This is a genomic window from Massilia alkalitolerans DSM 17462 (genome assembly GCF_000427785.1).
Taxonomy (GTDB): Bacteria; Pseudomonadota; Gammaproteobacteria; order Burkholderiales; family Burkholderiaceae_D; genus Telluria; species Telluria alkalitolerans.
In genome coordinates this window covers 322,807-347,313 of sequence record NZ_ATYR01000002.1, presented here as the reverse complement: position 1 = coordinate 347,313, position 24,507 = coordinate 322,807, and the positions used below count along the sequence as shown (strand labels likewise).

General features: G+C 67.8%; 16 protein-coding genes. 2 read left to right on the top strand and 14 right to left on the bottom strand.

The features are described 5' to 3' along the window. Nucleotides 1-6: 6 nt before the first annotated feature. Nucleotides 7-1,350 (bottom strand): PEP-CTERM sorting domain-containing protein, encoded by a 1,344-nt coding sequence (locus YWC_RS0103455; protein WP_027864122.1) that lies wholly within the window; start codon nucleotides 1,348-1,350, stop codon nucleotides 7-9. A gap of 232 nt (nucleotides 1,351-1,582) precedes the next feature. On the opposite strand from YWC_RS0103455, the gene YWC_RS0103450 reads away from it, so the two are divergent. Further along, the gene (locus tag YWC_RS0103450; RefSeq protein ID WP_027864121.1) at nucleotides 1,583-2,575 is read left to right on the top strand and encodes a Bug family tripartite tricarboxylate transporter substrate binding protein; all 993 of its coding nucleotides are present in this window, start codon (nucleotides 1,583-1,585) and stop codon (nucleotides 2,573-2,575) included. Between the two features lie 52 nt (nucleotides 2,576-2,627). On the opposite strand, the gene YWC_RS0103445 is transcribed toward YWC_RS0103450, so the two are convergent. The 9 genes from YWC_RS0103445 to YWC_RS0103405 all read right to left on the bottom strand — a co-directional run bounded on the left by YWC_RS0103445 (nucleotide 2,628) and on the right by YWC_RS0103405 (nucleotide 19,861). Then, the gene (locus YWC_RS0103445) at nucleotides 2,628-3,560 is read right to left on the bottom strand and encodes a family 43 glycosylhydrolase (RefSeq protein ID WP_211238937.1); all 933 of its coding nucleotides are present in this window, start codon (nucleotides 3,558-3,560) and stop codon (nucleotides 2,628-2,630) included. Nucleotides 3,561-3,696: 136 nt separating this feature from the next. After that, a complete protein-coding gene (locus YWC_RS0103440; protein ID WP_027864119.1) occupies nucleotides 3,697-5,667 on the bottom strand; it encodes a peptidase U32 family protein in 1,971 nt (656 codons plus the stop codon). Between the two features lie 81 nt (nucleotides 5,668-5,748). Next, nucleotides 5,749-6,795, bottom strand: coding sequence for an SAM-dependent methyltransferase (locus YWC_RS0103435; protein WP_027864118.1), 1,047 nt, complete (start codon nucleotides 6,793-6,795; stop codon nucleotides 5,749-5,751). Beyond that, nucleotides 6,786-7,751 (bottom strand): phytanoyl-CoA dioxygenase family protein, encoded by a 966-nt coding sequence (locus tag YWC_RS33285; RefSeq protein ID WP_051306179.1) that lies wholly within the window; start codon nucleotides 7,749-7,751, stop codon nucleotides 6,786-6,788. Before YWC_RS33285 ends, YWC_RS0103435 begins: the two co-directional genes overlap by 10 nt. After that, the gene (locus YWC_RS28125) at nucleotides 7,739-17,200 is read right to left on the bottom strand and encodes an Ig-like domain-containing protein (RefSeq protein ID WP_051306178.1); all 9,462 of its coding nucleotides are present in this window, start codon (nucleotides 17,198-17,200) and stop codon (nucleotides 7,739-7,741) included. Before YWC_RS28125 ends, YWC_RS33285 begins: the two co-directional genes overlap by 13 nt. A 77-nt stretch (nucleotides 17,201-17,277) precedes the next feature. Next, on the bottom strand, nucleotides 17,278-17,811 hold the full coding sequence (locus tag YWC_RS0103420; protein WP_027864117.1) for a phage tail protein: 534 nt from the start codon (nucleotides 17,809-17,811) through the stop codon (nucleotides 17,278-17,280). Nucleotides 17,812-17,827: 16 nt separating this feature from the next. After that, nucleotides 17,828-18,322 (bottom strand): phage tail protein, encoded by a 495-nt coding sequence (locus YWC_RS0103415; RefSeq protein WP_027864116.1) that lies wholly within the window; start codon nucleotides 18,320-18,322, stop codon nucleotides 17,828-17,830. Nucleotides 18,323-18,347: 25 nt separating this feature from the next. After that, complete coding sequence (locus YWC_RS0103410) at nucleotides 18,348-18,869, bottom strand: phage tail protein (RefSeq protein WP_027864115.1); 522 nt, start codon at nucleotides 18,867-18,869, stop codon at nucleotides 18,348-18,350. A gap of 260 nt (nucleotides 18,870-19,129) precedes the next feature. Continuing rightward, complete coding sequence (locus tag YWC_RS0103405; protein WP_027864114.1) at nucleotides 19,130-19,861, bottom strand: siderophore-interacting protein; 732 nt, start codon at nucleotides 19,859-19,861, stop codon at nucleotides 19,130-19,132. A 66-nt stretch (nucleotides 19,862-19,927) separates the two neighbouring features. On the opposite strand from YWC_RS0103405, the gene YWC_RS0103400 reads away from it, so the two are divergent. Next, on the top strand, nucleotides 19,928-20,404 hold the full coding sequence (locus YWC_RS0103400; protein WP_156923460.1) for a MarR family winged helix-turn-helix transcriptional regulator: 477 nt from the start codon (nucleotides 19,928-19,930) through the stop codon (nucleotides 20,402-20,404). Here the strand turns inward: YWC_RS0103400 and YWC_RS32625 are convergent. From YWC_RS32625 to YWC_RS0103380, 4 genes are all read right to left on the bottom strand, one after another. Continuing rightward, nucleotides 20,368-20,919, bottom strand: a complete 552-nt coding sequence (locus YWC_RS32625) for a putative glycolipid-binding domain-containing protein (protein WP_027864112.1) — start codon at nucleotides 20,917-20,919, stop codon at nucleotides 20,368-20,370. The two genes, YWC_RS0103400 and YWC_RS32625, sit on opposite strands and share 37 nt — an antisense overlap. 74 nt (nucleotides 20,920-20,993) lie before the next feature. Further along, the gene (locus YWC_RS32620; protein WP_027864111.1) at nucleotides 20,994-21,191 is read right to left on the bottom strand and encodes a hypothetical protein; all 198 of its coding nucleotides are present in this window, start codon (nucleotides 21,189-21,191) and stop codon (nucleotides 20,994-20,996) included. 232 nt (nucleotides 21,192-21,423) lie between these two features. Then, nucleotides 21,424-22,383 (bottom strand): chemotaxis protein, encoded by a 960-nt coding sequence (locus tag YWC_RS0103385; protein WP_027864110.1) that lies wholly within the window; start codon nucleotides 22,381-22,383, stop codon nucleotides 21,424-21,426. Between the two features lie 129 nt (nucleotides 22,384-22,512). Then, nucleotides 22,513-24,396, bottom strand: coding sequence for an AI-2E family transporter (locus YWC_RS0103380; protein WP_027864109.1), 1,884 nt, complete (start codon nucleotides 24,394-24,396; stop codon nucleotides 22,513-22,515). Between the last annotated feature and the right edge of the window lie 111 nt (nucleotides 24,397-24,507).

Sequence of the window (24,507 nt, the reverse complement as noted above, 5' to 3'; positions counted from 1 at the left end):
TGCTGCTCAGGTGCTGCGCCGGCGGCGCAGCACGCCCATCGCGGCCAGCGCCAGGCCGAACAGCCAGAGGCTGCCGGGTTCCGGCACTTCCACCGGCGCCGGCGGCACGATCGCCTGCGGGGGCAGTGGCTCCGGCGTCGGCTTGGGCTGCACGGGTTCCGGCACCGGAGCAGGCTGCACGGGTCCCGGCGCCGGAGCGGGTGGCGCGGGCGGCAGCGGCGTCGGCGCAGGGAGCGTCGGTTGCGGCTGCGTCACGGGGCCGGGCGCGGGATTCGTGCCGGGATTCGTGCCCGGCAGCGGCGCTTCGAACCCGGGAGTGGGCGCAGGCGTGCCCGGGGTCGTGGTCGTATCGGGCAGCGGGCTCGTCACCGGCTCGCCGCCGGCCGGGGCGCCGCCAGTCGTGCCGCCATCAAGCGAGGGCGCCGGCGCGCCCGAAGAACCGCCAGTGCTGCCGGTACCCACTTCGGGGACGACTTCCGTAGCGGCAGGTGCCTCGGGCGCGGGGGCAGTGACCGGCCGGCTGGTGGGACGCGGGCGGCTGCCCATGCTGCTCGATGCGCCCGACAAACCCAGGGTCGTGACCGGCCCGATGCTGCTTGCGCTCGAACCCAGGTTCGCGGCGAGCGCGCTGGTCGCGGGCGTGGCGGCGCTGCCGCTGCCGCCGGCTGCGCCGGCGCCGCGGGCCGGGAAGCGCATCCCGGTATGGCGCGGGATGCTGCCGTTGGCGGCCATCGCCACCGGCAACCCGTCCGGTCCCAGCGCGTATTCTTCCCCCTCGGCGAGTTCGATCGCCTGGTCGAGTTCTTCCATGGCGGGCCGGTGGGCTTCCACCGGGTACTGGGGCAGGTCGGAAATGCGGTTGGCGCAGCGCGCCCGCATCTCGTTGCGGCCGTCGCTGAGCAGGGTTTCGCCCGGGGCCAGCATGACCTTGTGGGCAGTCCAGTACACCTTGTCGCCCTTGCGGTAGGACACGTGCACCGCGCGTGGCTGGTCGACCACCACGGTGCGTGCCTTGCCGGTGTCAAAGGTCGCATAATGGGCGGCCACCACGCTGTCGGTGCGGATGATGCGCTGCAGTTCGGACTGACCCGAGACGCCGCCCGGGACCACCGAATACGGGTAGATGCGGCGCAGGCCACGCTGGGGCGATTCACCGGCGCCGGACGCGCCGTTCAGGGCAAGCGCCGGCATGAAGGGCGCGGGCACGGCCGCGGCGACCGGATCTGGTTTCCATGTCAACATGAACACGGCAGCCGCGGCCAGCAGGCCGGCGCCAGCCACGGCGGCGATGCGCTTGCGCAGGCGGGCACGTGAGAGCAGGCGGCGGCTGTAGGGATAGCTGCGGTCCATATTGAACAGAAGTAGGAGTGATCCTACAGGTTAGTTCATTTCTTATAATTAAGCTAGGTTTCCTTTGCGAAAATTGATGACGATGTTGTAATTAGCGCGGGTGCATAGGGGTCTTGCGCCTGAATCACTCAAATCGCTACGTATTTCCACGTAGCGTACAGGCCGTGTTGCTGGACGGCGGATAGGATAAACTGTCCGCTCAATACCAATTCATCAACAAAGGATGGAGACTATGCGACAATTTTTCGGCAACGCCGGACGTACCACCTTGAAGCTGGCATGTCTAGCTGCGGCATCGGCGATTTCTTTCAGCGCGCTGGCCCAGAACTGGCCTGGCTCGACCGTGACAGTGGTGGTGCCATGGCCGCCGGGCGGACCCTCGGACATCGCGGCGCGTCCGCTGGCCAAGGGCCTGACGCAGGGCCTGGGCCAATCCTTCGTGATCGACAACCGCGCCGGTGGCGGCGGCAACATCGGTACGGCGGCCGTCACCCGCGCCAAGCCGGATGGCTCGACCCTCCTGATCACCTCGAGCGCGCCGATCGTGATCAACCCGAGCCTGTACAAGAACATGAGCTTCGACCCGCTGAAGGACCTGGCGCCGGTCACCAACCTGCTGCGCGTGCCGCTGGTGCTGGTCGCCGGCCCGAACGTGCCGGCCAAGAACCTGAAGGAGCTGATGGCCTTCATCCAGTCCAAGAAGGGCCAGTTCTCGTATGGCTCCTCGGGCAACGGCACGCCCCAGCACCTGACCAGCGAACTGTTCGCCAGCGTGACCAAGCTGCAGATGACCCACGTGCCGTATAAAGGGTCGGCGCCGGCGATCTCCGACCTGCTGGGCGGCCACATCCCGATGATGTTCGACAGCACCATCGCGATCATGCCGCACATTAAGAGCGGCAAGGTCAAGCCGATCGCGATCTCGAGCGCCAAGCGCTCGCCGCTGCTGCCCGACGTGCCGACCTTCGCCGAAGCCGGCCTGCCGCAGATCGAGTCCTATGCCTGGTACGGCATGTTCGCTCCGGCCAAGACGCCGGCGAATGTGATCGCCAAGATCAATGCCGAGGCGATCAAGGTCATGAAGGGACCTGAGTTCCAGAAGGTGCTGGCCGATACCGGTTCCGACTTCGTGGGCGACACGCCGGCGAACTTCGGCAAGTTCGTGCAGGCCGAGCATGCTCGCTGGGGCAAGGTCGTGAAGGACAGCGGCGCGACGGTCGACTGATCGCATTCGCGCACAGACAGGACGCCGCCCAGGGCAACCGGGCGGCGTTTTTTTAGCGTGCGACCTGGCGGATGCTGCCGTCCGCCTCGTGCTCGAGCGGTGCGATCGCGATCGAACGGCGGTGGCTGCCGCCGCCGGGCAGCAGATTGTCGTGATAGAAGAGCCAGCTTCTACCCTCATGCTCGACGATGGCCTGGAGGTTGGTCGAGATCTTCAGGTAGTCGAGCACCACGCCGCGGTACGTAAAGGGTCCCAGCGGCGAGCTGCCGGTGGCGTACAGGATCTGCCCGGGCCAGCCGCTGGAAAACGTGAAGTAATAAACGCCTCCGCGCCGGTGCAGGAAGGGCGCCTCGCCGAATTTCTTCTTCGGGTCGGAGGCAGGCAAGCCGACGATGGCCAGGTCCAGGATCGGCCCGTCCAGGCTGACCATGTCGGCTTTCAGCTTCACGACCTTGGGTACCCGGGTGCCGAAGTACAGGTAGGCCTGGCCGTCCTTGTCGACGAATACGGCGGGGTCGATCGGTTCGTCGCCGGCATTCGGGTCGCGCGCCTTGTCGACCAGCGGGTCGAGGCGCGCATCGACGAAACCGCCGTCGGGGCGGCTGGAGACGGCGACGCCGATCTTGTCGCCGCTGACCGGCGCGTAGAAATAGTATTTGCCGTTGCGGTAGGCCGCTTCCGGCGCCCAGGCCTTGGCGTCGGGCCGTGCCCATTTGAACACCGTCACGTCGAGCGGCACGCCGGCATCCTGCCAGCTGCGCATGTCCTTCGAGGTGTACAGGCGCCAGCTGACCGAATCCCAGTATTTGCCGCTATTCGAGGCGTCGTCGGTGGCGTACAGGTAGAACTTGCCGCCGTCCAGCGGGAACCAGTGCGGCGACGGGTCGGCATTGAAGCGCGGCGCGATCGGCTCGGCAGCCTGGGCAGACAGGACGAAGGCAAGGGCCAGCGGTAAGGCGGCCAGGCAGGGCATGGGGCGCTGCATCGTGACATCTCCGCAAATGGACATGCCGCCATGCTAGCGCCCGCGTGCCGCCCTGGGGCGGCCGCAGGCCACATGCTCAACGTGTTGATTGCCCGGCCCGAGCCGGGCGCGGATTTTTTACCAGTTGGTAAAAACCTCAGGCGCGCGGGCGCTGCTTGTGGAAGACCAGCGGGCTGTAAGGCACGGCCGAGGGTGGCGGCTGCTTGAGGATGTTGTCCTTCATCGCGCCCACCACGTGCATCTCGCAGGGCTTGCAGTCGAAGCGCAGGGTGTAGCGCTCGTTGCCGCTCACCAGGGTCATCGGCTCGGCCTTGACCTGGCCCTGCACGCCCTGCACCCCCTTGGCCTGCTTCGGGCACAGGTTGAAGGAGAAGCGCAGGCAGTGCTTGGTGATCATCAGGGACACCTCGCCCGGCTCTTCGTGCGACTCGTAGGCCGCGTCGATCAGCTGCACGCCGTGCTTGTGGTAGAAGGCGCGCGCCTTCTCGTTGTAGACGTTGGCCAGGTAGCTCAGCTGCTGATCAGGATAGACCGCCGGGGGCTCTGCCGCTGCCTTGCGCTGCGGACGGTCCCAGCTTGCCAGGCGCGCCGCTTCATGGGCGGCGATCGCGTCGCGGCGCAGCGCGTTGATCGCGCTCGAGGCCACGAACCAGGGCTGCGACAATTGCAGCTCGACCGCGCCGGCCTCGAACATCGTGTTGCCGAGCTTGGCGATGCTGGTGCGCAGTGCGCTTTCCGCCTGCGCCGCCTGCTGGGCCGGCTGCAGCGCGATCACGGCGCTGGTCGCAGTCTCGATGCCGTCCTCGTCGCGCAGGCTCAAGCGCAGGCCATCGGGCTGCTCGGCCAGCAGCAGGTCGACGCGGACCTTGCGCTCGGAGGACTTCTTGGAGAGCGCCGATTCCCAGTGATGGTCGCGGTTGCGGTGCACGATGGTGCCGACCTTCAGGCCGGCCAGGCTCTTGACCACTTCGTTCGGGAACACGCGCCAGTTCTGGCCATCCGCGTCCTCGCCCAGCTTCTGGGCCGTATTGGCCTGGATGCCGACCGTCTCGCGCTTGTTCATGTAGTTCAGGCCGTCGCCGTTGGCCATCGGCGCATTGGTGGCCAGGTCGATGAAATCCGGGCCGATGCGGGTGACCGTGCCCAGTTCCACGCCGATGTACTTGGGCGAATCGAAGGCGCCGATGTCGTCCTGGCGGCCGAGCGCGAAGTAGTCGGTGTGGCCGCGGTGGAAGTTCTTGTCGACGTCCGGGGTGAACAGCACGCGAGTGTTGCCGCTGGAAGCACGCGCGTATTCCGGACGGCGCTCGAGCAGCTCGTCGAGCAGCAGGCGGTAGTGGGCCGTGATGTTCTTCACGTAGCCCATGTCCTTGTAGCGGCCCTCGATCTTGAACGAGCGGATGCCGGCGTCGACCAGGGCTTCCAGGTTGCGGCTCTGGTCGTTGTCCTTCATCGACAGCAGGTGCTTTTCGTAGGCGACCACGCGGCCCTGGCCGTCGCTCAGGGTATACGGCAGGCGGCAGGCCTGCGAGCAGTCGCCGCGGTTGGCGCTGCGGCCGGTGTCGGCGTGCGAGATGTAGCACTGGCCCGAGAAGGCCACGCACAGGGCGCCGTGCACGAAGTATTCGAGCGGGGTATCCACTTGCGCCTTGATCTTGCGGATTTGCTCGACGGTCAGTTCGCGCGCCAGCACCAGCTGCGAAAAGCCGACGTCGCCGAGAAAACGCGCCTTTTCCACGGTACGGATGTCGCACTGGGTCGATGCGTGCAGCTGGATCGGCGGCAGGTCCATCTCCAGCAGGCCCATGTCCTGGATGATCAGGGCGTCGACGCCGGCCTCGTACAACTGCCAGATCTGCTGGCGGGCCAGCTCGAGTTCGCTGTCGTGCATGATCGTGTTCATGGTCACGAAGATGCGCGCGCGGTAGCGGTGGGCGAATTCGACCAGGGCGGCGATGTCCTCCAGCGGATTGCTGGCATTGTGACGCGCGCCGAAGGCGGGGCCGCCAATGTACACCGCGTCGGCGCCGTGGAGAATCGCCTCGCGGCCGATTTCGGCGGTTTTGGCGGGCGACAGCAGTTCAAGCTGGTGATCAAACAGTGACATGGCGGCAATCCTTGAGGCGAAGGGCGAAATTATAGCCAAATCAAGGCGTTAAGTCATTCGCGATCGCAGCTGGGGCGCTACTCAGGCAGGCTCCATGTACTCGATCCCGGGATCCGCGCCCAGCCGGTAGCGGAAACGCAACTGCTGGCCGCCTTCGAAGGCGGGCTTGCCGTCGAGGAAGCGCGGGGTGTTCAGGCTGCAGTCGCCCTGGCGCAGCACGATGTCGTCGAAGACGGTGATTTCGGTCAAGAGGCGCAGCGTGTTGTGCGGGGCCAGTACCGGCGGCAGGGTGATGACCGCTGCCGGCAGGCTGCCGTCGGGGGCGGCGTCCCAGGTCTGCACCGCCGCCGCATTCAGCGCGAACACCTGGCCCAGGGCCGTGGATTCGTGCCATGCGGTGTGCGCGTCGGGCCGCTCGCATAGCACGCCATCGACCCGCACCTCGGCCGGCACCATCAGCGCCCCTGGCGCCTGGCCGAGCAGGTTGCGGGTGATCGCCACCTGCGGTTCGCGCTTGAGCGCCGCGCTCATGGTTTCGCTCACGATCACGTCGGGCAGCGCCTCCGGGTCGAGCCGCCAGGTCGCGGCGTCGGCCTGCACCCAGGCCGCCACGCCCGCTTCCAGGCCCAGGGCCGCCACCAGCCGGCGCGCCGGGGCCAGCGCCTCGGCATGGATGTCGAGCAGGGTGAAGCGGGCCCGGTCGGCCGGCCACAGGGCCAGCAGGGGCAGCAGCAGGAAGGCGAACGGGCCGCAGCCGGCGTACAGCACCCGCACCGGGCGGCCTCCGGCACGCGCCGCGGCCGCGTCCATCGCCCGGGCGGCGCCCTGGATGAAGGCGGCGCTGCGCAGGAATTCGCGCGCGCACAGCGCGGCGGTCACGGGCGAGACCGCCAGACCCGAATCCAGCCAGCTCTGGCCGTCCCCGATGTTCAGGTGCACCGACATGTCCATCCGGGACAGGCGTTCGGCCAGCAGGCGCAGGTCCTGGATCGGGACGATGGCCTCGTGCAGGTCCGGGCCCGCGGCCAGGATGGCGCGGGCGAGCGCGCGCAGCTGCTCCAGGTCGCTCAGCGCAGCCTGGCCTGCGTCGTCGGTGTTGCTGTTGTCGTGCGGTTGTGTCAGATCCATTCGGTGAGCTCGTCGCCGGATTCCGGCAGGTAGGTGAGGTATTGCACCAGCCGCGGCAAGTCGCCGCGGTTGGGCGTGGCGCAGTGCGGCAGGGCCTGGTGCCAGAGGATGAAGTCGCCGGCCCGGCCGGGCACCGGCTCCGGGCGCAGGTCGGTCAAGGCCCAGTCGCGCGGGTGGACGCCGGCCGGCACCGTGGACAGCCATTCCGGCAGTCGCCGGTGAAAGCCGGGGACGCAGTGGAAGGCGCCGTCCTGCGGACCGCAGTCGCCCAGGTAGAGCAGGCCCTGCAGCCGGAACGGCACCGGCAGGCTCAGGCTCGCGTCCCAATGCAGGGGACTGCCCTGGAAGCGCCAGCCGCCAGTTTCCGGCGGATTGAAGCTGACCTTGTCGATGGTCGGGTAGATGTCGGCCGAGCCGTACAAGGCTTCGCAGGCGCGCCGCACGGCCGGCAGGGCGCGGTTGGCCGCCAGCGCCGGATGGTCGGAAAAGTCCAGCATCATGCCGCGCCTGGCAGGGTGTTCCCGGTACCAGCTGGCCGGATTCTCCGGGCTGGCGCCGAGGCATTCCCAGATGGCCCGGCGCGCCGCCTCGCATTGCGCGCTCGATGCGGCGCCGGGCAGCACCAGGTAGCCGTGGCGCTCCCAGAACTCCTGCTGCGCGGCGGACAGCGCGGCTTCGCCCGCGGCAGGCGCCCCTGCCGGCGCGGCCAGCGGCGCACGGGTGCGCTCCAGCAGCCAGGCCTGGAAGGCTTCGCGGCTTGGGCGCTCGCCGTACAGGTAGCGCAGGGCGCTCTCGAGGGAGATGCCGCGCCGGTACAGCGCCCGCAGCTGGCGCTGCCACGGCACCGCCTCGCCGTCCGGATTTCCCCTGCCCTGGCTGGCGCTGCGTTCCCACAACGCGGCCAGCGCCGCTGCGTCCCCTGCGCCGCCGTCCGAGGCTGCGCTCAGACCAGCCACAAGCCCTGGCCGGCGAACTGTGCGCCGGCCATATCGCCGGACTGCAGCCAGCTGCCGATCAACTCGGCGCGGGTGTGCGTGCGCAGGTAGTTTTCCCAGTGCGCGACACCGCCCGCGGCGCCGGCGTCCAGGCCGGAGTTGTCGAACAGCGCCTTGACGAAGGCAGCGTCGCTGGCGCCGTCGTAGCGCGCCTTGAATTCGGTCGTCTGGGTGAAGCCCTGCACCAGCTGGGCGCCGTCCATGCCGGTGGAGAGCCACCACTGGAAGCCGCCGAGGTCGCCCGCACGGTCGAGTACCGCCTGGTACAGCAGGCCCAGCTGGGTCAGCGTGGACAGCTTCCCTTGCAGGAAGCCCAGGTCCACGGTGCCGTCGCTGAACGCGCCTTTCTCGATGCCGAACAGCTGGTCGACGTCGGCGTTGGCCCGGTTGGCCACCTTCAGGTGGCCGGCGCTGTCGATGATGAAGCGGTAATCGAGCATCTTGCCGGCGTACACGGCCGTATCGATGCCGTCGCCGCCCACCAGCACGTTGCTGCCGGCACCGCCCTCGAGACGGTCGTCGCCACTGCCGGCGATCCAATCGTTTTCGCGGGCCACGCTGCCCGCGCCGATCAGGTAGCCATCGACGGTGTTCCAGGCCAGCTTGTGTTCGCTGCTCTGCGAGAGCGCCAGCATCATGTCGACCCGGCTCATGGCCGGCGCACCGGCGGCGCCAGCCAGTTTCCCGAGCCAGAAGGCCAGCCCGCCGCTGTCGGCCTGGCGGCCGAAGGCGTTCTGGTACAGCGCCTGGACGAAGGCGCTGTCGGAGAGCGCGCCGCCGGCGCCGTCCTGCCATTCGGCGGACTGCAGGAACAGCTTGGCCACGGCGCCGATGTCGGTGCCGGCGCGGGCCCAGTATTCCAGTCCGGTCAGGTCCGGCGCGCGGCCGAAAGCGGCATGGTAGAGCAGGGACAGCGAGGACAGCATTGCCTTGTCGGCCGCGAGGAAGGACAGGCCTTCGGCTGCGCCGTTCAGCTCGCCCAGCGCCAGGGTTTCCTTCTGGCCCGGGGCGAACAGCGCGGTCTCGTGCTGTGCCTTGAGGGTGCCGGCGGCGTCCAGGTAGAACTGCCAGCCGCCCTGGCTGCTGCGGCCGCCCTGCAGGACGTCGTCGCCTGCGCCGCCGATCAGGCGGTCGTTGCCGATGCCGCCGACGACGATGTCGGCGCCGTCGCCGCCGTCGAGCAGGTCGTCGCCGCCGGCGCTACCGATGATGTCGTCGCCGCCGCCACCCGCGAGCACGTCGTCGTCCGCGCCCAGGAAAATATTCTGGCGAGCGTCGTCGCCGGTCACGTAGTTGCGGCCGTCGCCGCCGCGCAGGGTGGCCGCGCCGATGATGGCCGCGAAGTCGACGTTGTTCAGTTGCAGTACGCTGCCGCTCGGCAGCGCCGTGGCATCGAGCACCAGGCCGATCGCGGTGGCATTGCTGCCGCCGTTGGCCGGCGTGGTGGAACTGCCGTTGATCAGGATGGTCTGTGGCGTGGCCGACCCCGCCGTGAGCACCACCGTCTTGCTCTCCAACAGGGTGTTCGGCGCGAGGCTGGACAGGAAGCTGCCGCCCTGGCCGGTCATGTCGGCCTGGACGCTCGAGCCGGCCTCGGTCTTGTTCTCGATCCGGCGGATCAGGTCGAGCAGCGCCTGGGCGTTGCTCAGCAGGCTGGCGGGACCTTCGACCTGCATGCCGGTGCCGGTCGGCAGGCTGACCAGCAGTTCGGTGCGCGGGCCGTTCGCCTGGCCCAGGCCCAGCGGGATGTCGGCCAGGTTGCCGTGGGCGGAGTTCGGGTCGTCCGAACGCGTGGCTTCGATCACCGGGATCGTCAAGCTCGCGGTCGCGACACCGGTGGCCGGGTCGACCGGCCCGACTTGGGTGAAGATCGGCACGCCGTCGACCAGGCCGGTCGCCGGCGGCGGCGCCGACGCGGTCCTGACCACATACGACGGCGACACCGCGCTGCCGGTGGCGGGGTTGCCGGCGGCATCGAGGACGCCTGCCAGGTTGACCGAAATGACGTTGGCCATAGCCGACGTCTCGGCGGCCGGGGTGAAGGTCGCGCTCCAGCTACGCCCGCCGTCGGTGCTGGCGAAGTCGCCCAGGCTGCCGTTGGCGGCGCTGACCGCAGCGTCGCTGAAACCGGTGACGGCTTCGCTGAAGCTCACCGTCACCTGCGCGGTCTCGCCGGCGCGCAGGTCGGTGTCGGACATGGTCACCGTTGCCGTCGGCGCGCGCGTGTCGACCGCATAGGAGCCGCTGTCGGCGCTGCCGCTGCCGGCGTTGCCGGCGACGCTGGCGATGCCGCTCAAGTCCAGGGTCAGGAAGTTGGCGGCGCTGCTGGCGTCGGCGGCGGGCAGCAGGGTCGCGGTCCAGGTGCTCCCGCCGTCGCTGCTGGCCAGGTTGGACAGGCTGCCGCTCGGCACGGTGACGTCGTCGACCGTGAAGCCGGTGACGGCTTCGGTGAATACGAAGGTGACGGTGGCGCTGTCGCCGATCTTGAGCGCGCTGTCGGAGATCGTGATGGGCGAGGCCAGCTTCGGCGCCGTCGTCTGGACGGCATAGTTGGTGCTGGCGACGGTGCCGCTGCCGGCATTGCCGGCCAGGTCGGTGACGCCGGCGTAGTCCAGGGTCAGCACGTTGCCGGCGGCGCTGGTTCCGGCCGCGGGCGCCAGGGACGCGGTCCAGGTGATGCCGCCGTCGCTTGACGCCAGGCCCGACAGGGTGCCGTTGGGGACGCTCACGTCGTCCCTGGTGAAACCGCTCACGGCTTCGGTGAAGGTGAAGGTAACGGTGGCGCTGTCGCCGGTCTTCAGGGCGGTGTCGGAGATGAGGATGCCGGAAGCCAGCGTCGGGCGCACCGTATCGACGGCGTAGCTGCCGCTGGCGGCGCTGCCGGTGCCGGCGTTTCCGGCCAGGTCGGCGATGCCGGCGTAGTCCAGGGTCAGCACGTTGGCGGCGGCCGTGGTGTCGGCCGAAGGGGTCAGGGTCGCGGTCCAGGTGATGCCGCCGTCGCTCGAGCTCAGGCCGGACAGGGCGCCGTTGGCGACACTCACGTCGGCGGCGGTGAAGCCGCTCACCGCCTCGGTGAAGGTGAAGGTCACCGTGGCGCTGCCGCCAAGGGCGAGTGCCGCGTTCGAGATCGCGATGCTGGACGCCAGCGTCGGGCGCACGGTGTCGACCGCGTAGTTGGCGCTGTCGGCGCTGCCGCTGCCGGCGTTGCCGGCCAGGTTAGCGATGCCACCGAGGTCCAGGGTCAGGACGTTGCTCGCATCGCTGGCGCCGGCAACCGGACTCAAGGTCGCGGTCCAGGTGGTGCCGCCGTCGCTGGTGGCGAGGTTGGACAGGCTGCCGTTCGGCACGGTGACGTCGGCTGCCGTGAAGCCGGTGACCGCCTGGTTGAACACGAAGGTGACGGTGGCGCTGTCGCCGATCTTGAGCGCGGTGCCGGAAACCGCGATCGGCGCCGCCAGCACCGGCGCCGTCGTGTCGACCGCGTAGTTGCCGCTGCTGACAGTACCGCTGCCGGCATTGCCGGCCAGGTCGGTGATGCCCGCGTAGTTCAGGGTCAGCACGTTGCTGGCGCTGCTTGCGCCGGCTGCAGGCGTCAGGGTTGCAGTCCAGGTGATGCCGCCGTCGTTCGACGCCAGGTTCGACAGGGTGCCGTTGGGGGCGGTGACGTCGCCGGTGGTAAAACCGCTCACGGCTTCGGTGAACGTAAAGGTGACGCTGGTGCTGTCGCCGGTCTTCAGGGCGGTGTCGGAGATGACGATGCTGGAGGCCAGCGTCGGGCGCACGGTATCGACCGCGTAGTTGCCGCTGTCGGCGCTGCCGCTGCCGGCGTTGCCCGCCAGGTCCGCGATGCCCGCATAGTTCAGGGTCAGGACGTTGCTGGTGGCGCTGGCGTTGGCCGCAGGCGTCAGTGTCGCGGTCCAGGTAATGCCGCCGTCGCTCGAGCTCAGGCCGGACAGGCTGCCGTTGGCCACGCTGACGTCGGCGGCGGTGAAGCCGGTCACCGCCTCGGTGAAGGCGAAGCTCACGGTCGCGCTGCCGCCGATGGCGAGTGCCGCGTTCGAGATCGCGATGCTGGACGCCAGCGTCGGGCGCACGGTGTCGACGGCGTAGTTGCCGCTGCCGGCAGTTCCGCTGCCGGCGTTGCCGGCCAGGTTGGCGATGCCGCTGTAGTCCAGGGTCAGCACGTTGCTCGCGTCGCTGGCGTTGGCATCCGGGCTCAAGGTCGCGGTCCAGGTCGTGCCGCCGTCGCTGGTGGCGAGGTTGGACAGGCTACCGTTCGGCACGGCGATGTCCGCGGTGGTGAAGCCGGTCACCGGCGCGTTGAAGACGAAGGTGACGGTGGCGCTGTCGCCGATCTTGAGCGCGCTGTCGGAAATCGTGATCGGCGAAGCCAGCACCGGCGCCGTTGTCTCGACCACATAATTGCCGCTGTTGACAGTGCCGCTGCCGGCATTGCCGGCCAGGTCGGCGATGCCCGCGTAGTTCAGCGTGAGCACGTTGCTGGCGGCGACGACGCCGGTGTCCGGGCTCAGGGTCGCGGTCCAGGTGATGCCGCCGTCGTTTGAGGCCAGGTTCGACAGGGTGCCGTTCGGCACGGTCACGTCGGACGTGGTGAAGCCGGTGACGGCTTCGCTGAAGCTGAAGGTGACGGTGGCCGTGTCGCCGCTCTTGAGCGCGGTATCGGAGATGAGGATGCTCGTCGCCAGGCTCGGGCGGACGGTGTCGACCGTGTAGTTGGCGCTGTCGGCGCTGCCGCTTCCCGCATTGCCGGCCAGGTTGGCGATGCCGGCATAGTTCAGGGTCAGGACATTGCTGGCGTCGGTGCTGCCGGCGGCGGGGGTCAGTGTCGCGGTCCAGGTGACGCCGCCGTCGCTGCTGGACAGGTTGGACAGGCTGCCGTTCGGCACGGTAACGTCGGCGACCGTGAAGCCGGTGACCGCCTCGCTGAAGGCGAAGGTGACGGTGGCGCTGTCGCCGATCGTGAGCGCGGTGTCGGAGATGGCGATGGGCGAAGCCAGTACCGGCACCGTGGTCCGGACGGCGTAGTTGGGGCTGGCGACGGTGCCGCTGCCGGCATTGCCGGCCAGGTCGGTGATGCCGGCATAGTTCAGGGTCAGCAGGTTGCTGGTGTCGTTGACGCCGGCCGCAGGCGTCAGGGTCGCGGTCCAGGTGATGCCGCCGTCGTTTGACGCCAGGTTCGACAGGCTGCCGTTGGGGACCGTGACGTCGTCCGCGGTGAAGCCGGTGACAGCTTCGGTGAACGTGAAGGTGACGGTGGCGTTGTCGCCGGCCGACAAGGCGGTGTCGGAGATCGTGATGCCGGCGGCCAGGCTTGGACGAACGGTGTCGACGCGATAATTGCCGCTGTCGACGGTGCCGCTGCCGGCGTTGCCGGCCAGGTCGGCGATGCCGGGATAGTTCAGGGTCAGGACGTTGGTGGCGTCGCTGGTTCCGGCGGCGGGCATCAGGGTCGCGGTCCAGGTGAGGCCGCCGTCGCTCGAGGCCAGGCTCGAAAGCGTGCCGTTGGCGACGCTGACGTCGGCGGCGGTGAAGCCGGTCACCGCCTCGGTGAAGGTGAAGGTCACGGTGGCGCTGCCGCCGATGGCGAGCACCGTGTCGGAGATCGCGATGCTGGAGGCCAGGCTCGGGCGCACAGTGTCGACGGCGAAGTTGCCGCTCTGGGCCGTGCCGCTGCCGGCGTTGCCGGCCAGGTCGGCGATGCCGCCGTAGTTCAGGGTCAGCACGTTGGCCGCGCTGCTGGCGCCGGCGCTCGGCAGCAGGGTGGCGGTCCAGGTGCGGCCGCCGTCGCCCGAGCTCAGGTTGGTGAGCGTACCTCCCGGCACGGTGACGTCGCCGGCCGTGAAGCCGGTCACGGCCTCGGTGAAGGCGAATGTGACGGTGGCGCTGTCGCCGATCTTGAGGGCCGTGTCGGAGATCGAGATCGCAGCGGCGAGCAGCGGGGCGGTCTGGTCGATCGTGTACGACTGGCCGGCCGTAAAGCCGCCGGACACGCCCTGGCTGCTGGCGTTGGCGATACCGGTGCCGCTGGCATTCAGGTCCAGGCGCAGCGGGCCGTCGCCACTGATGTTGTCGACGGTGACGGTATACGTGCTGCCGCTGCCGCTGACGCCGGCGATCGTGCCGCTCACGCCGCTGCCCGTCAGGGTGAAGTCGCTCGCGTCGACGCCGGTGACGCTTTCCGAGAAGGTGACGGTGTAGTCGACGCTGGTGGCCTTGGTGAGCGCCTGGCCGACCCGCTCGATGGCGCTGACGGTCGGCGCCAGCGCCGCAACCAGCACGCCGGAAGTCGAGCCGACACCGTTGAGTGCCGTTGCGACGTTGTTGCCCACTGCGTCCCTGATGGTGGCGCCGCCCAGCGCGATGCTGGCGCCGAGGGCGACACCGTTGTTGTCCGCCTGGCCGCTCGAGACGGTATAGCGGAAGCTCAGCGCGCTGCTGCCCGAGCCACCCACGTAGAAGGCCTGTACGGTCCCGCCAGTGTCGAGCGTGAGCGCGAGGGACGGCGTCCCGCCAGTCGTGTCGACCACTACGGTCTCGTTGAAGTTGACCGTGAAGTCCAGGTTCTGGCCGGTCCGGTAGGTGGCCGATGCCGGTACCGCCACCGAATTGACCGCCGGGGCAGTATGGTCGAAGGTGTAAACTTGGCCGCCGGTATACCCGCCCGCGGCATTGCCGGCCGTGTCGGCGATGCCGGTGGCGCTGCTCTTCAGGTCGAGCCTCATGGTGCCGTCACCGGTGATCCCGTTGACCGTGACGGTGTAGGTGCTGCCGCTGCCGCTGACCGCGGCGATGCTGCCGGCCGCGTTTCCGGTGGTCGTCAGCTGGAAATCGCCGGCGTCGACGCCGGTAACGGTGCTGTCGAAGGTGACGGTGTACTGCACCGAGGTGGCGCTGCTCGGCGTGGCGTTGGCGCGGACGATCGAGCTGACTGCCGGCGCCAGAGTGTCGAAACTGATCGACGGCGTGTTGCCGGCGCCGCCGCCATTACCGGCCGTGTCGGCGTAACTGCCGGGGGCCACGCTGATGCTGGCCGTGCCGCCGTTGACGCCGTTGGTGGGCGTGAAGGTGGCGGTGCGGGTCAGGCCGCTGCCCGAGATGGCGCCCAGCGTGCCGCCGCTGACGGTCACGTCGCCGCTGCTGCCGTTCCAGGTGAAGGTGGTGCCGGGGTCTTCGTTGAAGGTGAAGGTGATGGTGGTGGTCTCGCCGGCCTTGAGGGTGCTCTTGTTGCTGGTGATTGCCAGCGTGGGTCCGGTACGGTCGATGGTGACCGCCAGCGCGCTGCCGGTGGCGCTGGTCTGGGTGCCGTCGCTTGATGTGACCTGGGCATAGGCATGGTAGGCGCCGTCGGCCAGGCCGGATACGTTGATGCCGTTCACCGTCCAGAGGCCGTTCACGACCGTGCTGGTGCCGGTCAGGTCGGTGCCGACGTCGTAGCTGCCGTTGCCGTTCCTGTCGACGAAGACGCGGACCGTGCTGCTGGAGTCCGCGTTGGCGCTGGTGCCGCTGAAGGACAGGGTAGTGGCGTTGGTGATGTTATCGGTGTCCAGGGTGCCGCTGTCGCTGCCTGGCGCCAGGTCGGGCGCGCCCGGCGCGGCCGGGGCGACGTTGACGGTGATGGTGCGGGTGCTGGTGCCGGTAGCATCGCTGACCTGCACAGTGAAGCTGTCGGTGCCGGCGTAGCCGGCGACCGGCGTGTAGCTCAGGGTGCCGCCCGGTGCGATGCTGGCGCCGCCGCTGGTGGCCGTGGTGCCGATGAAGGACAGGGTGCCGTGGGTGGGTGCGCTCGACTGTGACCAGGTCAGGGGTTGATCCGGATCGGCATCGGTGACGCGCACCAGGCTCTTGACGTCGACCGCGCCGCCATTCTGGGCCGCCGACAGGGTGGTGCCGCCTGCGGCGAACACCGGCGCGTCATTCATCGAGCGCGCTACGACCGTGGTCGTGCTGTTGGTCGCGGTCGGGCCGATGCCGTCGTTGATGCTGACCGTGAAGGTCGTCGTTTCCGTTTGGCCTGGCGTCACGCGGTTCGCGGTCGGCTGGTAGACCAGCGCGCGCACGGCGGCCTGCATGGCCGCCGGGGATGCCGCCGCATGGGTGTAGGTCAGCCCCCCGTCGCTGGTGGAAAAGCCCGAGGCGGCCAGCGAGGCCGCCGTGAACGCGCCCTTGGCGGCGGAATCGAGCCTGATGGTGACGGTTTCCATGGCGCCGGCATCGGGATCGGTGAAGATGATGTTGGCAAACGGCATCAGGGTGGCGTTGTCGTTGACCGCTTGCCCTGCCACCGCGCCGCTGATGGTCGGATCGGTATTCTCGATGACCGGCGAGGTCGATCCGGCAGTGAAGCTGAAGTTCAGGAAGCTGAACCCGGTTGGCTGGTCGTTGTTATCGCCGGTAAAGTAGATCCTGAACGAATCGATCATCTTGCCGGCGTTGGCGCCCAGACTGATGGCGTACTGCGCATCGAAGCCCGGACTACTGGTTGCAGCAGTGGTATAGACTATCTTGCCGTTTGCCCAGCCTTGCACATAGATGTCGCTAAAACTGTTGTACTCGTTGGCGCTGTTGTCGAAGTCACCGGCGTTGATCCCGGTCAGCTTGAAGCTGCCAGGCGGCGTGGCCAGGCTGACCTCGATGTACGAGGTGAAGACGCTGCCTCCTGCAAGAGTGGGGCCCTGGTCGAAATATGCACCCAGCTCGTCGCCCATGATCTGCCAGTTGTGCCCGGTTCCGTCCGACCCCGTTACCCTGAAAAGGCCATCCTGGGTGATCTTGGTGGTATTGTTGAAGCCGGCGAAGGTTTGCGTGCCGGCGGGGAAAGTCGCCAACAGCCCGGCGAAATCGGCCGTCGTGGCCGCGCTGAACAGCGGCGCCGCCTCGATGTCGCCGGAAGCCGCTTCCAGCGTCCAGTTTCCGCCCAGGCTCGCCGCCCCGGTCGCGTCGGTCGATGCGGCGACATCGGCCCCGGTGGCCTGCGCCAGCGCCTCGACGAAGCTGGCGCCGTTGCTGCCGGCGCCGACGTCGCAGCCATACAGCAGGATGTCCGCGTCCGGCGACAGCGCGGCGCCGATGGCCGCCAGCTCGGCGGCGCGCGCCGGCAGCGTGTTGGCACTCAGCTGCAGCGCACCGAGCGATACCGATCCTTCCTTGCCGTGGGAAATGATGTGCAGCGCGTCGATCCCGCTGCGCCCCTCCAATACCTGCGCCATGCGCGCCAGGCCGTCCTGCCCGGCATCGAGGACGTGGACTTCGGTGTCCGGCGGCAGTGTGGCCAGCAGGGTTTGATAGTCGTGAACGTCAGCCTCGACAAATACGACCGCTCGCGGCGCGGTACTCTGCGGCGGAACTTGCGATTCGGCGGGGAGGGTGGTGGGCGAGAGTGGCTCGGTCATGGCGGGGACGGGGAAGAAGGTAGATGAGGATCATCCCCGGCGGCAATGGCGCCGCGGGGAGCTGGTGCGTACGACGCTCAAGGCCTGCTGGGGAACACGCCTTCGAGGGAAATGATGAAGCGCAGCGGCACGTAGGGCTGCATGTTGTTGTGCGGCTGGCCGCTGCCCGCCAGCCCCAGCGCCTGCGCGTTCATGGCCGTGTCGGGCGTCGGATCGAATCCCGCCGTGTCGGCTTTCGTGCGGATGTTCTTCGGCGTCTTGGCCCAGACGGCGGCGGTCGGGTCGGTGGTCGACCCCTGGTTGTCGAGCGCCTGCGGCAGGTGGACGTGGGCAGGCATCTGGGTCTGGTCCAGGGTGACGGCAGCGCTGCCGCCCACCTGGCCGACGACACGCTGCGTCAAGCCGCTGCCGGTTCCCTGGTGCAGCGGCACGCGGCCGTTCAGGTTCGGCAGGGCGAAGGTCGTGCGGCCGTCACCACCGTAGATGGCGCCGATGACCGCGAACAGCGTCGAGTACTGCTGAATGCTCAGCAACTGTCCGTTGCAATCTGCCCAGCCGTTCGGCGCGTACTGGCCCGTGAAAATGCGTACTTCTCCGATGTATGAATCCATGCTCCGGCTCTCCTTCTTATTGTCGTGGCGGGAAAATACCCGAGATGGCAATGCACAGATTGATTGCCAGGTAAGGCTGCATATTGTTGTGCGGCTGGCTGCCGCCCGCGGTGCCTAGTGCCTGCGGGGCCATCTGGACGTTGGTCGTTGCCGCGTATTCGCCGGCCAGCGCGGCCCATGTGTTGCCGGAAGGCGAAGGTTGGGAAGCCGGCTGGGCGGAGGCAAGGGCCTGGTGGGTGTGCGTCGGTATTTCCTTGTCGATCAGCGCGTGCGTGGCGCTGCCGCCGGCCGCGCCCTGCGGATAGCCCGGACCGAAGCACAGGGGCGCCTGGCCGCGCAGGTCAGGAAGATTGAAGGTAGTACGGCCGTCGCCGCCATACATCGTTCCGATGATGGCGAACAGCGCCTGGTTCTGATTGACCTGCAAGGTCTGGCCCTGGCACGGCATCCAGCCGCGCGGGACCTGGCCGAATGCGAATGCGCGGATTTCACCCAAAAAGAAATCGGACATGGATAATTCTCCTCTCGTGCGCTGCTTAATTGAAGGACGGGAAGATCCCGTTCGTCGCGATAATGAAGGTCAGCGCCATGAAGGGCATCATGTTCTCGTGCGGCTGATTGCCGCCGGCAACGCTGATGGCGTTCGGCTTCATTGCCACCAGGGCGGCGGTTCCAGGCTTTTCATAAGCGGTCACGGTCGGTCCGGCCCAGAATCTGTTCTCGGCGTTGGCGTCGGTGCCGGGGGCCGAATTCGCATTCACGGCATGGGTATGGACGCCCATTTCGGCAGTCGTCAGGGTCACGGTTTCGGTGCCGCCGGCCTGGCCGAGGTTGTAGTTGATGCCTTGTTTGCTCACGCCCGTGCTGACGGGTACCCTGCCGCGCAGGTCGGGCAGGCCGAAAGTCGTCTGACCGTCTCCGCCATAGGTGGTGCCGATCAGCGTATACAGCGCCTCGTATCCCGAAATGGGAAGAAGTTGCCCATTACACATCTCCCATCCTTCGGGAGCGTACGTTCCGGCGAACATGCGGATTTCCCCCACATAGCAATCGGCCATTTCTTTTCCTTTTTATGAAAGTAACGAATGCAAGGCTTGTGAATCGATTCAGTCATCAATCGCCTCGGCTGTTGCGAACAAAATTTAAACAGATTTGTATGCAGAATGAAATGCAAATTGGCAATATGTGGCGTCGCTGCACGGAATATTGCAGATATGTGTGAATTACGGAGGGTGCGCATTTTACAAACATCCACTGGCCTCTTCCATTAGACAGAGATCAATGGTGAAACAGCCCGAAACGCGCTATCGGGATTGGCTCAGTCGAGATGTTCGTGGTGGTCGGCCACGCCTTGCTTCCAGTATGCGGAGACGCGCATGGCGTCTTTCGCGATCCCCTTTTCCTCGAGCAGAACGCTGCGAACCTGCCTGGCAGTCGCGGCTTCGCCGGCAAACCAGGCAAAACCGTCGCCCTTGGGCAGGGACAGGGCGCGCAGGGCAGCCACCAGGTCCGCGTCGCTGTCGACCCAGCACACCTCGACCTGCGCCTGCGAGACCGGCGGCATGCGGTCGGCGCCGTCGGCCGCGATCACGGCCAGCACCCGGCTGCCGGCAGGCAGCTCGGCCAGGCGGCGCCGGATCGCGGGCAGGGCGCTGCTGTCGCCCGCCAGCAAGTGCCAGTCGAGGTCTTCCGGGATGATCATCGAGCCTCGAGGTCCCGCAATGACGGCCGGCTGGCCGACGGCGGCGGCGCGTGCCCAGTCGCTCGCCGCGCCGCCGCCATGCAGCGCGAACTCCAGACTGACTTCACGCGCGTCGGCGTCATAGTCCAGCGGAGTAAAGTCGCGCCGGACCTCGGCGCCGTCATCGCCGGCGAAGATGAACTTGACGTGGTCGTCGAACGAGGCCGACACGAACCGGGCAAGACCATCGCCGCGGAAACGGATGCGTATGAAGGAGTCGCCGAGCGCTTCAATGCGGGAAACGGTGACATCACGGATGTGCAGTTCATGGCGCACGCGTCGTACGCCCTTGCGGTTTGGCTGTTCCATGCTGATCCAAATTGGTTGATAATATCATCTATTATCGATAATTTAGTTGATGAGGTCAACCATCGTATGAGCCAGCTTCCCCCTCGCCCCGGCAGCGACGTCTTCGAAGCGATCCACGAGATCATGCATCTCTATCGCGCCCAGCAATACCGTGCGCTGCGCGCCGGTGCCCACGAACTCACCCACATGGAGAACCGGGCGCTCGGCCATATCGCGCGTCATCCGGGAGCGACCGGCCGCGACCTGGTGCAGCGCTCGGGCCGCGACAAGGCGCAGGTGACGCGCCTGGTGCAAGGCTTGCGCGAGAAAGGCTTGGTGGAGGCACGCGCCGACGAGGCCGACCGCCGCAGCACCCGCCTGTACCTGAGCGCCAGCGGCCAGGCCGTGCACGCCGAATTGCGGCAGGCCGGCCTGGTGCTGGCGGCCCAGGCACTTGCCGGGCTGGACGAGGGCGAGTTGGGCCAGCTCGAGACCCTGCTGGACCGGGTGCAGGAAGGGCTGCGCGCTCAGGCCGGGAGCAGCCGGGTGAACAGCGAAGGGTAGTGCCGCACCAGGCCGTCGGCATCCAGTTCCAGTTCGGCCTGGAAGTCGCCGATCGGCCACTCGTACAGGTAGCGGCCATCGGCCAGCCGGGTATACGCCTGCTCCATGCGGCGCGCCGCCAGCGCGGGCACGGGAATGTAGACGACCGCGATCCTGGTGCGCGCTTGCAGGACGGCGCCGAGCCGCCGTACCGGCAGGGTGTTGGTGAAGGGCGTGGCGGCGATGTCGACGTCGGTGCAGCCGCCGAGCTGGGGCTGGACCGCGCCGTCGCCGTCGCGCCAGTGGCCGCTACCGTCGCTGGTAAGCACCAGGGAGGCGCCGCCGGCCGCGTGCACCTCGACCGAGCGTACCCGCCAGGCGGTATCGCAGCAGATCCGGTAGCTGCAGCCGAAGGGGCCGTCGCCGCAATCGCCGACCACGACGCCGTCGGCAACGATCACGTCGTCCCGGTAATCAAGATTCAGGTGTTCCAGCCCGATGCCGTCGAGCGGCTGCCAGCGGTATGGATGTCCCATGATCGGCCCTCCGGATCGCGCTGCCACGGTAGCACGGCGCACGGACGCTTGCAGGGTTCGGGTCGGCGGAAGCTTCAGTCGTTGCGGGGATAGCGGCGCCGTTCGCCCTTGCGGCGGCGCTCGGGCTGGTCGATGGCGCGCAGCAGGATGTCGCGCGGGATATGGCAATTGTCGAGGTAGTCGAGGGCGAAACGCAGGCCCCGGGTTTCCGCCAGAAAGAAGGCGTACTCGGCAGTTACAGCGGTGTTGTCGTCTCGTCTTCGTTGCGGCATGGTGTGCTCTCCGCGGGAACGGCGGCATGCTTGCCGCGCGAACCCGCTTTGTCCTGTCGGCGGAGAAAGTGTTCCCCGCCTGGCCGGTACCCCCGATAAGCTACCGACTTGTTGTCAATAATACATTCTCCGCCGCTGCGCACGATGTCGAATGTGTTAATGTTTGTTACATCACAACGAATGTGATGCGTGTCGGGTTGACTGCCGTGAAAAAAACCTGAGTTGGCGGGACTTACTGGCGCAGGAGGCGCCGGATCGTCGCCGCCAGCTCCTCGGCCGAGAACTTGGCCACGTAGGCGTCGGCCTGCACGTTCTTGACATGCTCTTCGTTCGTGGTGCCGGACAGCGAGGAATGGATGATCACCGGCAGGCTGGCGAAGCGGCCGCTCTTCTTGATGGTCCGGGTGAGCGTGAAGCCGTCCATTTCGGGCATCTCGAGGTCGGTCAGCACCAGGGCGACCTTGTCGTGCACGCTCTTGCCTTCGGCTTCGGCGGCGCTCGCGATGCTGTTGAGCTGCTCCCAGGCTTCCTTGCCGCTCTTGACCATGATGAAGGGCAGGCCCATGGCGTCCAGGCCCTGTTCGATGAGGGCGCGCGCCACCACCGAATCGTCCGCGGCCAGCACGACCGAACCCGGCTTGATCTGGATCCTGGCGCCGACCGTCTGCTGGTTGATCTCGGGACCCGAATCCGGGTTCATGTTGCGCAGGATGGTTTCGACGTCGAGCACCTGCGCCAGGCGGCTCGGCTGGCCATTTTCTTCCGGCAGGCGGGCGATGCTGGTGACCATGCCGCTCCCTGCGGCGTGCTCGGCCGACATCACCTGGTTCCAGTCCAGGCGCACGATTTCCTCGACGCTCTCGACGGCGAAGGCCTGGGTGGTGCGGGCGAATTCCGTCACCAGCATGATGTTCAGGCCGGTCTTCGGCTTGACCCCGGCGATCGCAGGCAGGTCCAGCACCTGGATGATCTGGCCGCGCAGGTTCACCACCCCCAGCACGTGGGGCATCGAGCCGGCCACGGCGGTGATCTCCGGCATCGCGACGATCTCACGGATCTTGAACACGTTGATGCCGAAGAGTTCGCTGCGCTCGCCGTTCTCGTCGCCGCCGAGGCGGAACAGGAGGAGCTCGAATTTATTGGTGCCGGTGAGATTGCTGCGTTCGTCGACTTCTTGTTGAACCGATTTCATATTCCGCCATGAGAAAAATAGTGCCGATAGGCAAGCATTTTACGTGGGAAACATCCCGAGCCGTAAAGACTGCCGCAAATCTCGCCCATTTTTCTGTGTGAGTACGGTCGGAAAACAACAAACTGCGATTCAACGAACGGGTTCGGGCATGGCGCTGCGGGGCGCGGCATTGCGGTCCGGCGCCACGAAGGCCAGCCCCTCCTCGAACGAGCGCAGGATCATGTCGACATATGCTTCGACCAGTGCCCGTTTCGGCAGCTGCTCGTCGTAGGGCAGCAGGACAGTGACCATCAGCGCTTCCGGCAGGTCGCTGCGCAGTTCGGCCACCGCCGCGCGCCAGGCCTCGAAGTTGTCCTGGCGCGGGTAGGTGATGAACACGGTCGACACCAGCTCGGGCGCGCTGCCTTCCGGACGCTCTACCGGCGCGCCGACCACCAGGCTGCGGGCATCGACGTCGCCCTCGCGCAGCGCGCGCACCAGCAGTTCGGTGAGGAACTCGTCGCGTTCCGACGCCAGCCCGGCGCACAGCACGATCGAGCCGGCCGGCACGTCGAGCGAGCCCTGCCAACGGCCGAAACGCGCTTCGCGCATCTGGCGCAGGTGGGCGCCGATGTTCGCATCCAGCAGCGGCACCGGTTTGCGGCGTCCGCGCGCGCCGCTCTCCGACGCCGAGGCCACGGTGTCGGCGATGTTGGCGATGACGGCGCGCATGCGCGTTTCCTGCGCCTTGTCGATGGTGCCGGCGCCGAGGTCGGACACCGCCATGCGCAGGCCGGGCAGCAGCACGTGGTCGCAATAGCGCGCGAAGCTGTAGCGGCGCACGTAGGCGCGTGCATCCTTGGTCAGCTCGTCGGCTTCGCCGGCCAGCACGCGCTGGTGGAAGCGCTCGGCGTCCGACATGTTGGGCGCGTCGCCCAGCAGGATGGTGATCGGCGCCAGCGCCCGCACGTGGCGGCCGGCCACCACCAGGCACAGGGTCAGCGGGGTCGACAGCAGGAGGCCGACCGGCCCCCACAGCGCGCCCCAGAACAGGGCCGAGACGATCACCGCCAGCGGCGACAGGCCGGAACTGTGGCCGTACACCTTCGGCTCGATGAAATTGGCCAGCACCAGCTCGAAGGCCAGGAAGATCGCCATGCAGGTGAGCGCCAGCGACCAGCCCGGGTCGATGGCGGCGACGAACACCGCGATGATCGTCCCCGCCAGCAGCACGCCCAGGTAGGGCACGAAGCGCAGCACCCCGCTCAGCACGCCCCACAGGATCGCGTGCGGGATCCCGGCCAGCCAGAGCGACACGCCGATCACCACGCCGAAGGTGAAGTTCACGATGAATTGCGAGAAGAAGAAGCGCGACACCCCCTGGGCGGCGTCGCCCAGCGTGCGGATGGTACGGCTGACCTCGGCCTGGCCGGCCAGGCGCACCAGCCGGTCGCGCAGCGAGCTTTGCTCGAGCAGGATGAAGACGAGCAGGATCAGCACCACGCCGGCCTCGCCGATCGGGCCCCAGACCAGGTTGATGACCCGCCCCAGCGTGTCCTTCATGGTGCGCGGGGTGCGCACTTCCACCGGCAGCGGCTGGTTGGGGGTGACCACCAGGTTGCCGCGCCGCACCCGCGCGGCCTCGGCGGCGGGCACCGGCGCCACCGCGCTCAGCTCGGCCTCGATGCGGCTGATCGGGCGCTCGACCAGCTCGCGCACATTGGCCACCTTGGTCTTGATCGCCTTGCGGTACTGCGGCAGGTCGCGCGTGATCGTCACCAGCTGGTCGAACAGGACCGCGCCGATGGCGCCCACGCCGGTAGCGACCAGGGCCACCGACAGCAGCACGGCCGGCATGCGCGCCAGCCCGACCCGGGTCATGCTGCGCACCAGCGGCGCCAGCACCAGGCTGAGGATCAGGGCCAGGGCCAGCGGCTCGAGCACTTCACGGCCAAAATACAGGAGGGCGACGACGCAGGTGGCGCTGACGACGGTGCCCGCCGTCAGGCGCAGGGTGGGTGGCAGGACATTCATGCGGGTCGTCGTCGGCTCATGAGAATGGAAACCGGGTATGTATAAAGGAAAATCACGGGTTCGCCAAGTGCCGGGGCGGCGGTTGCGATGCTGAACCGCTTTCGAACGGTA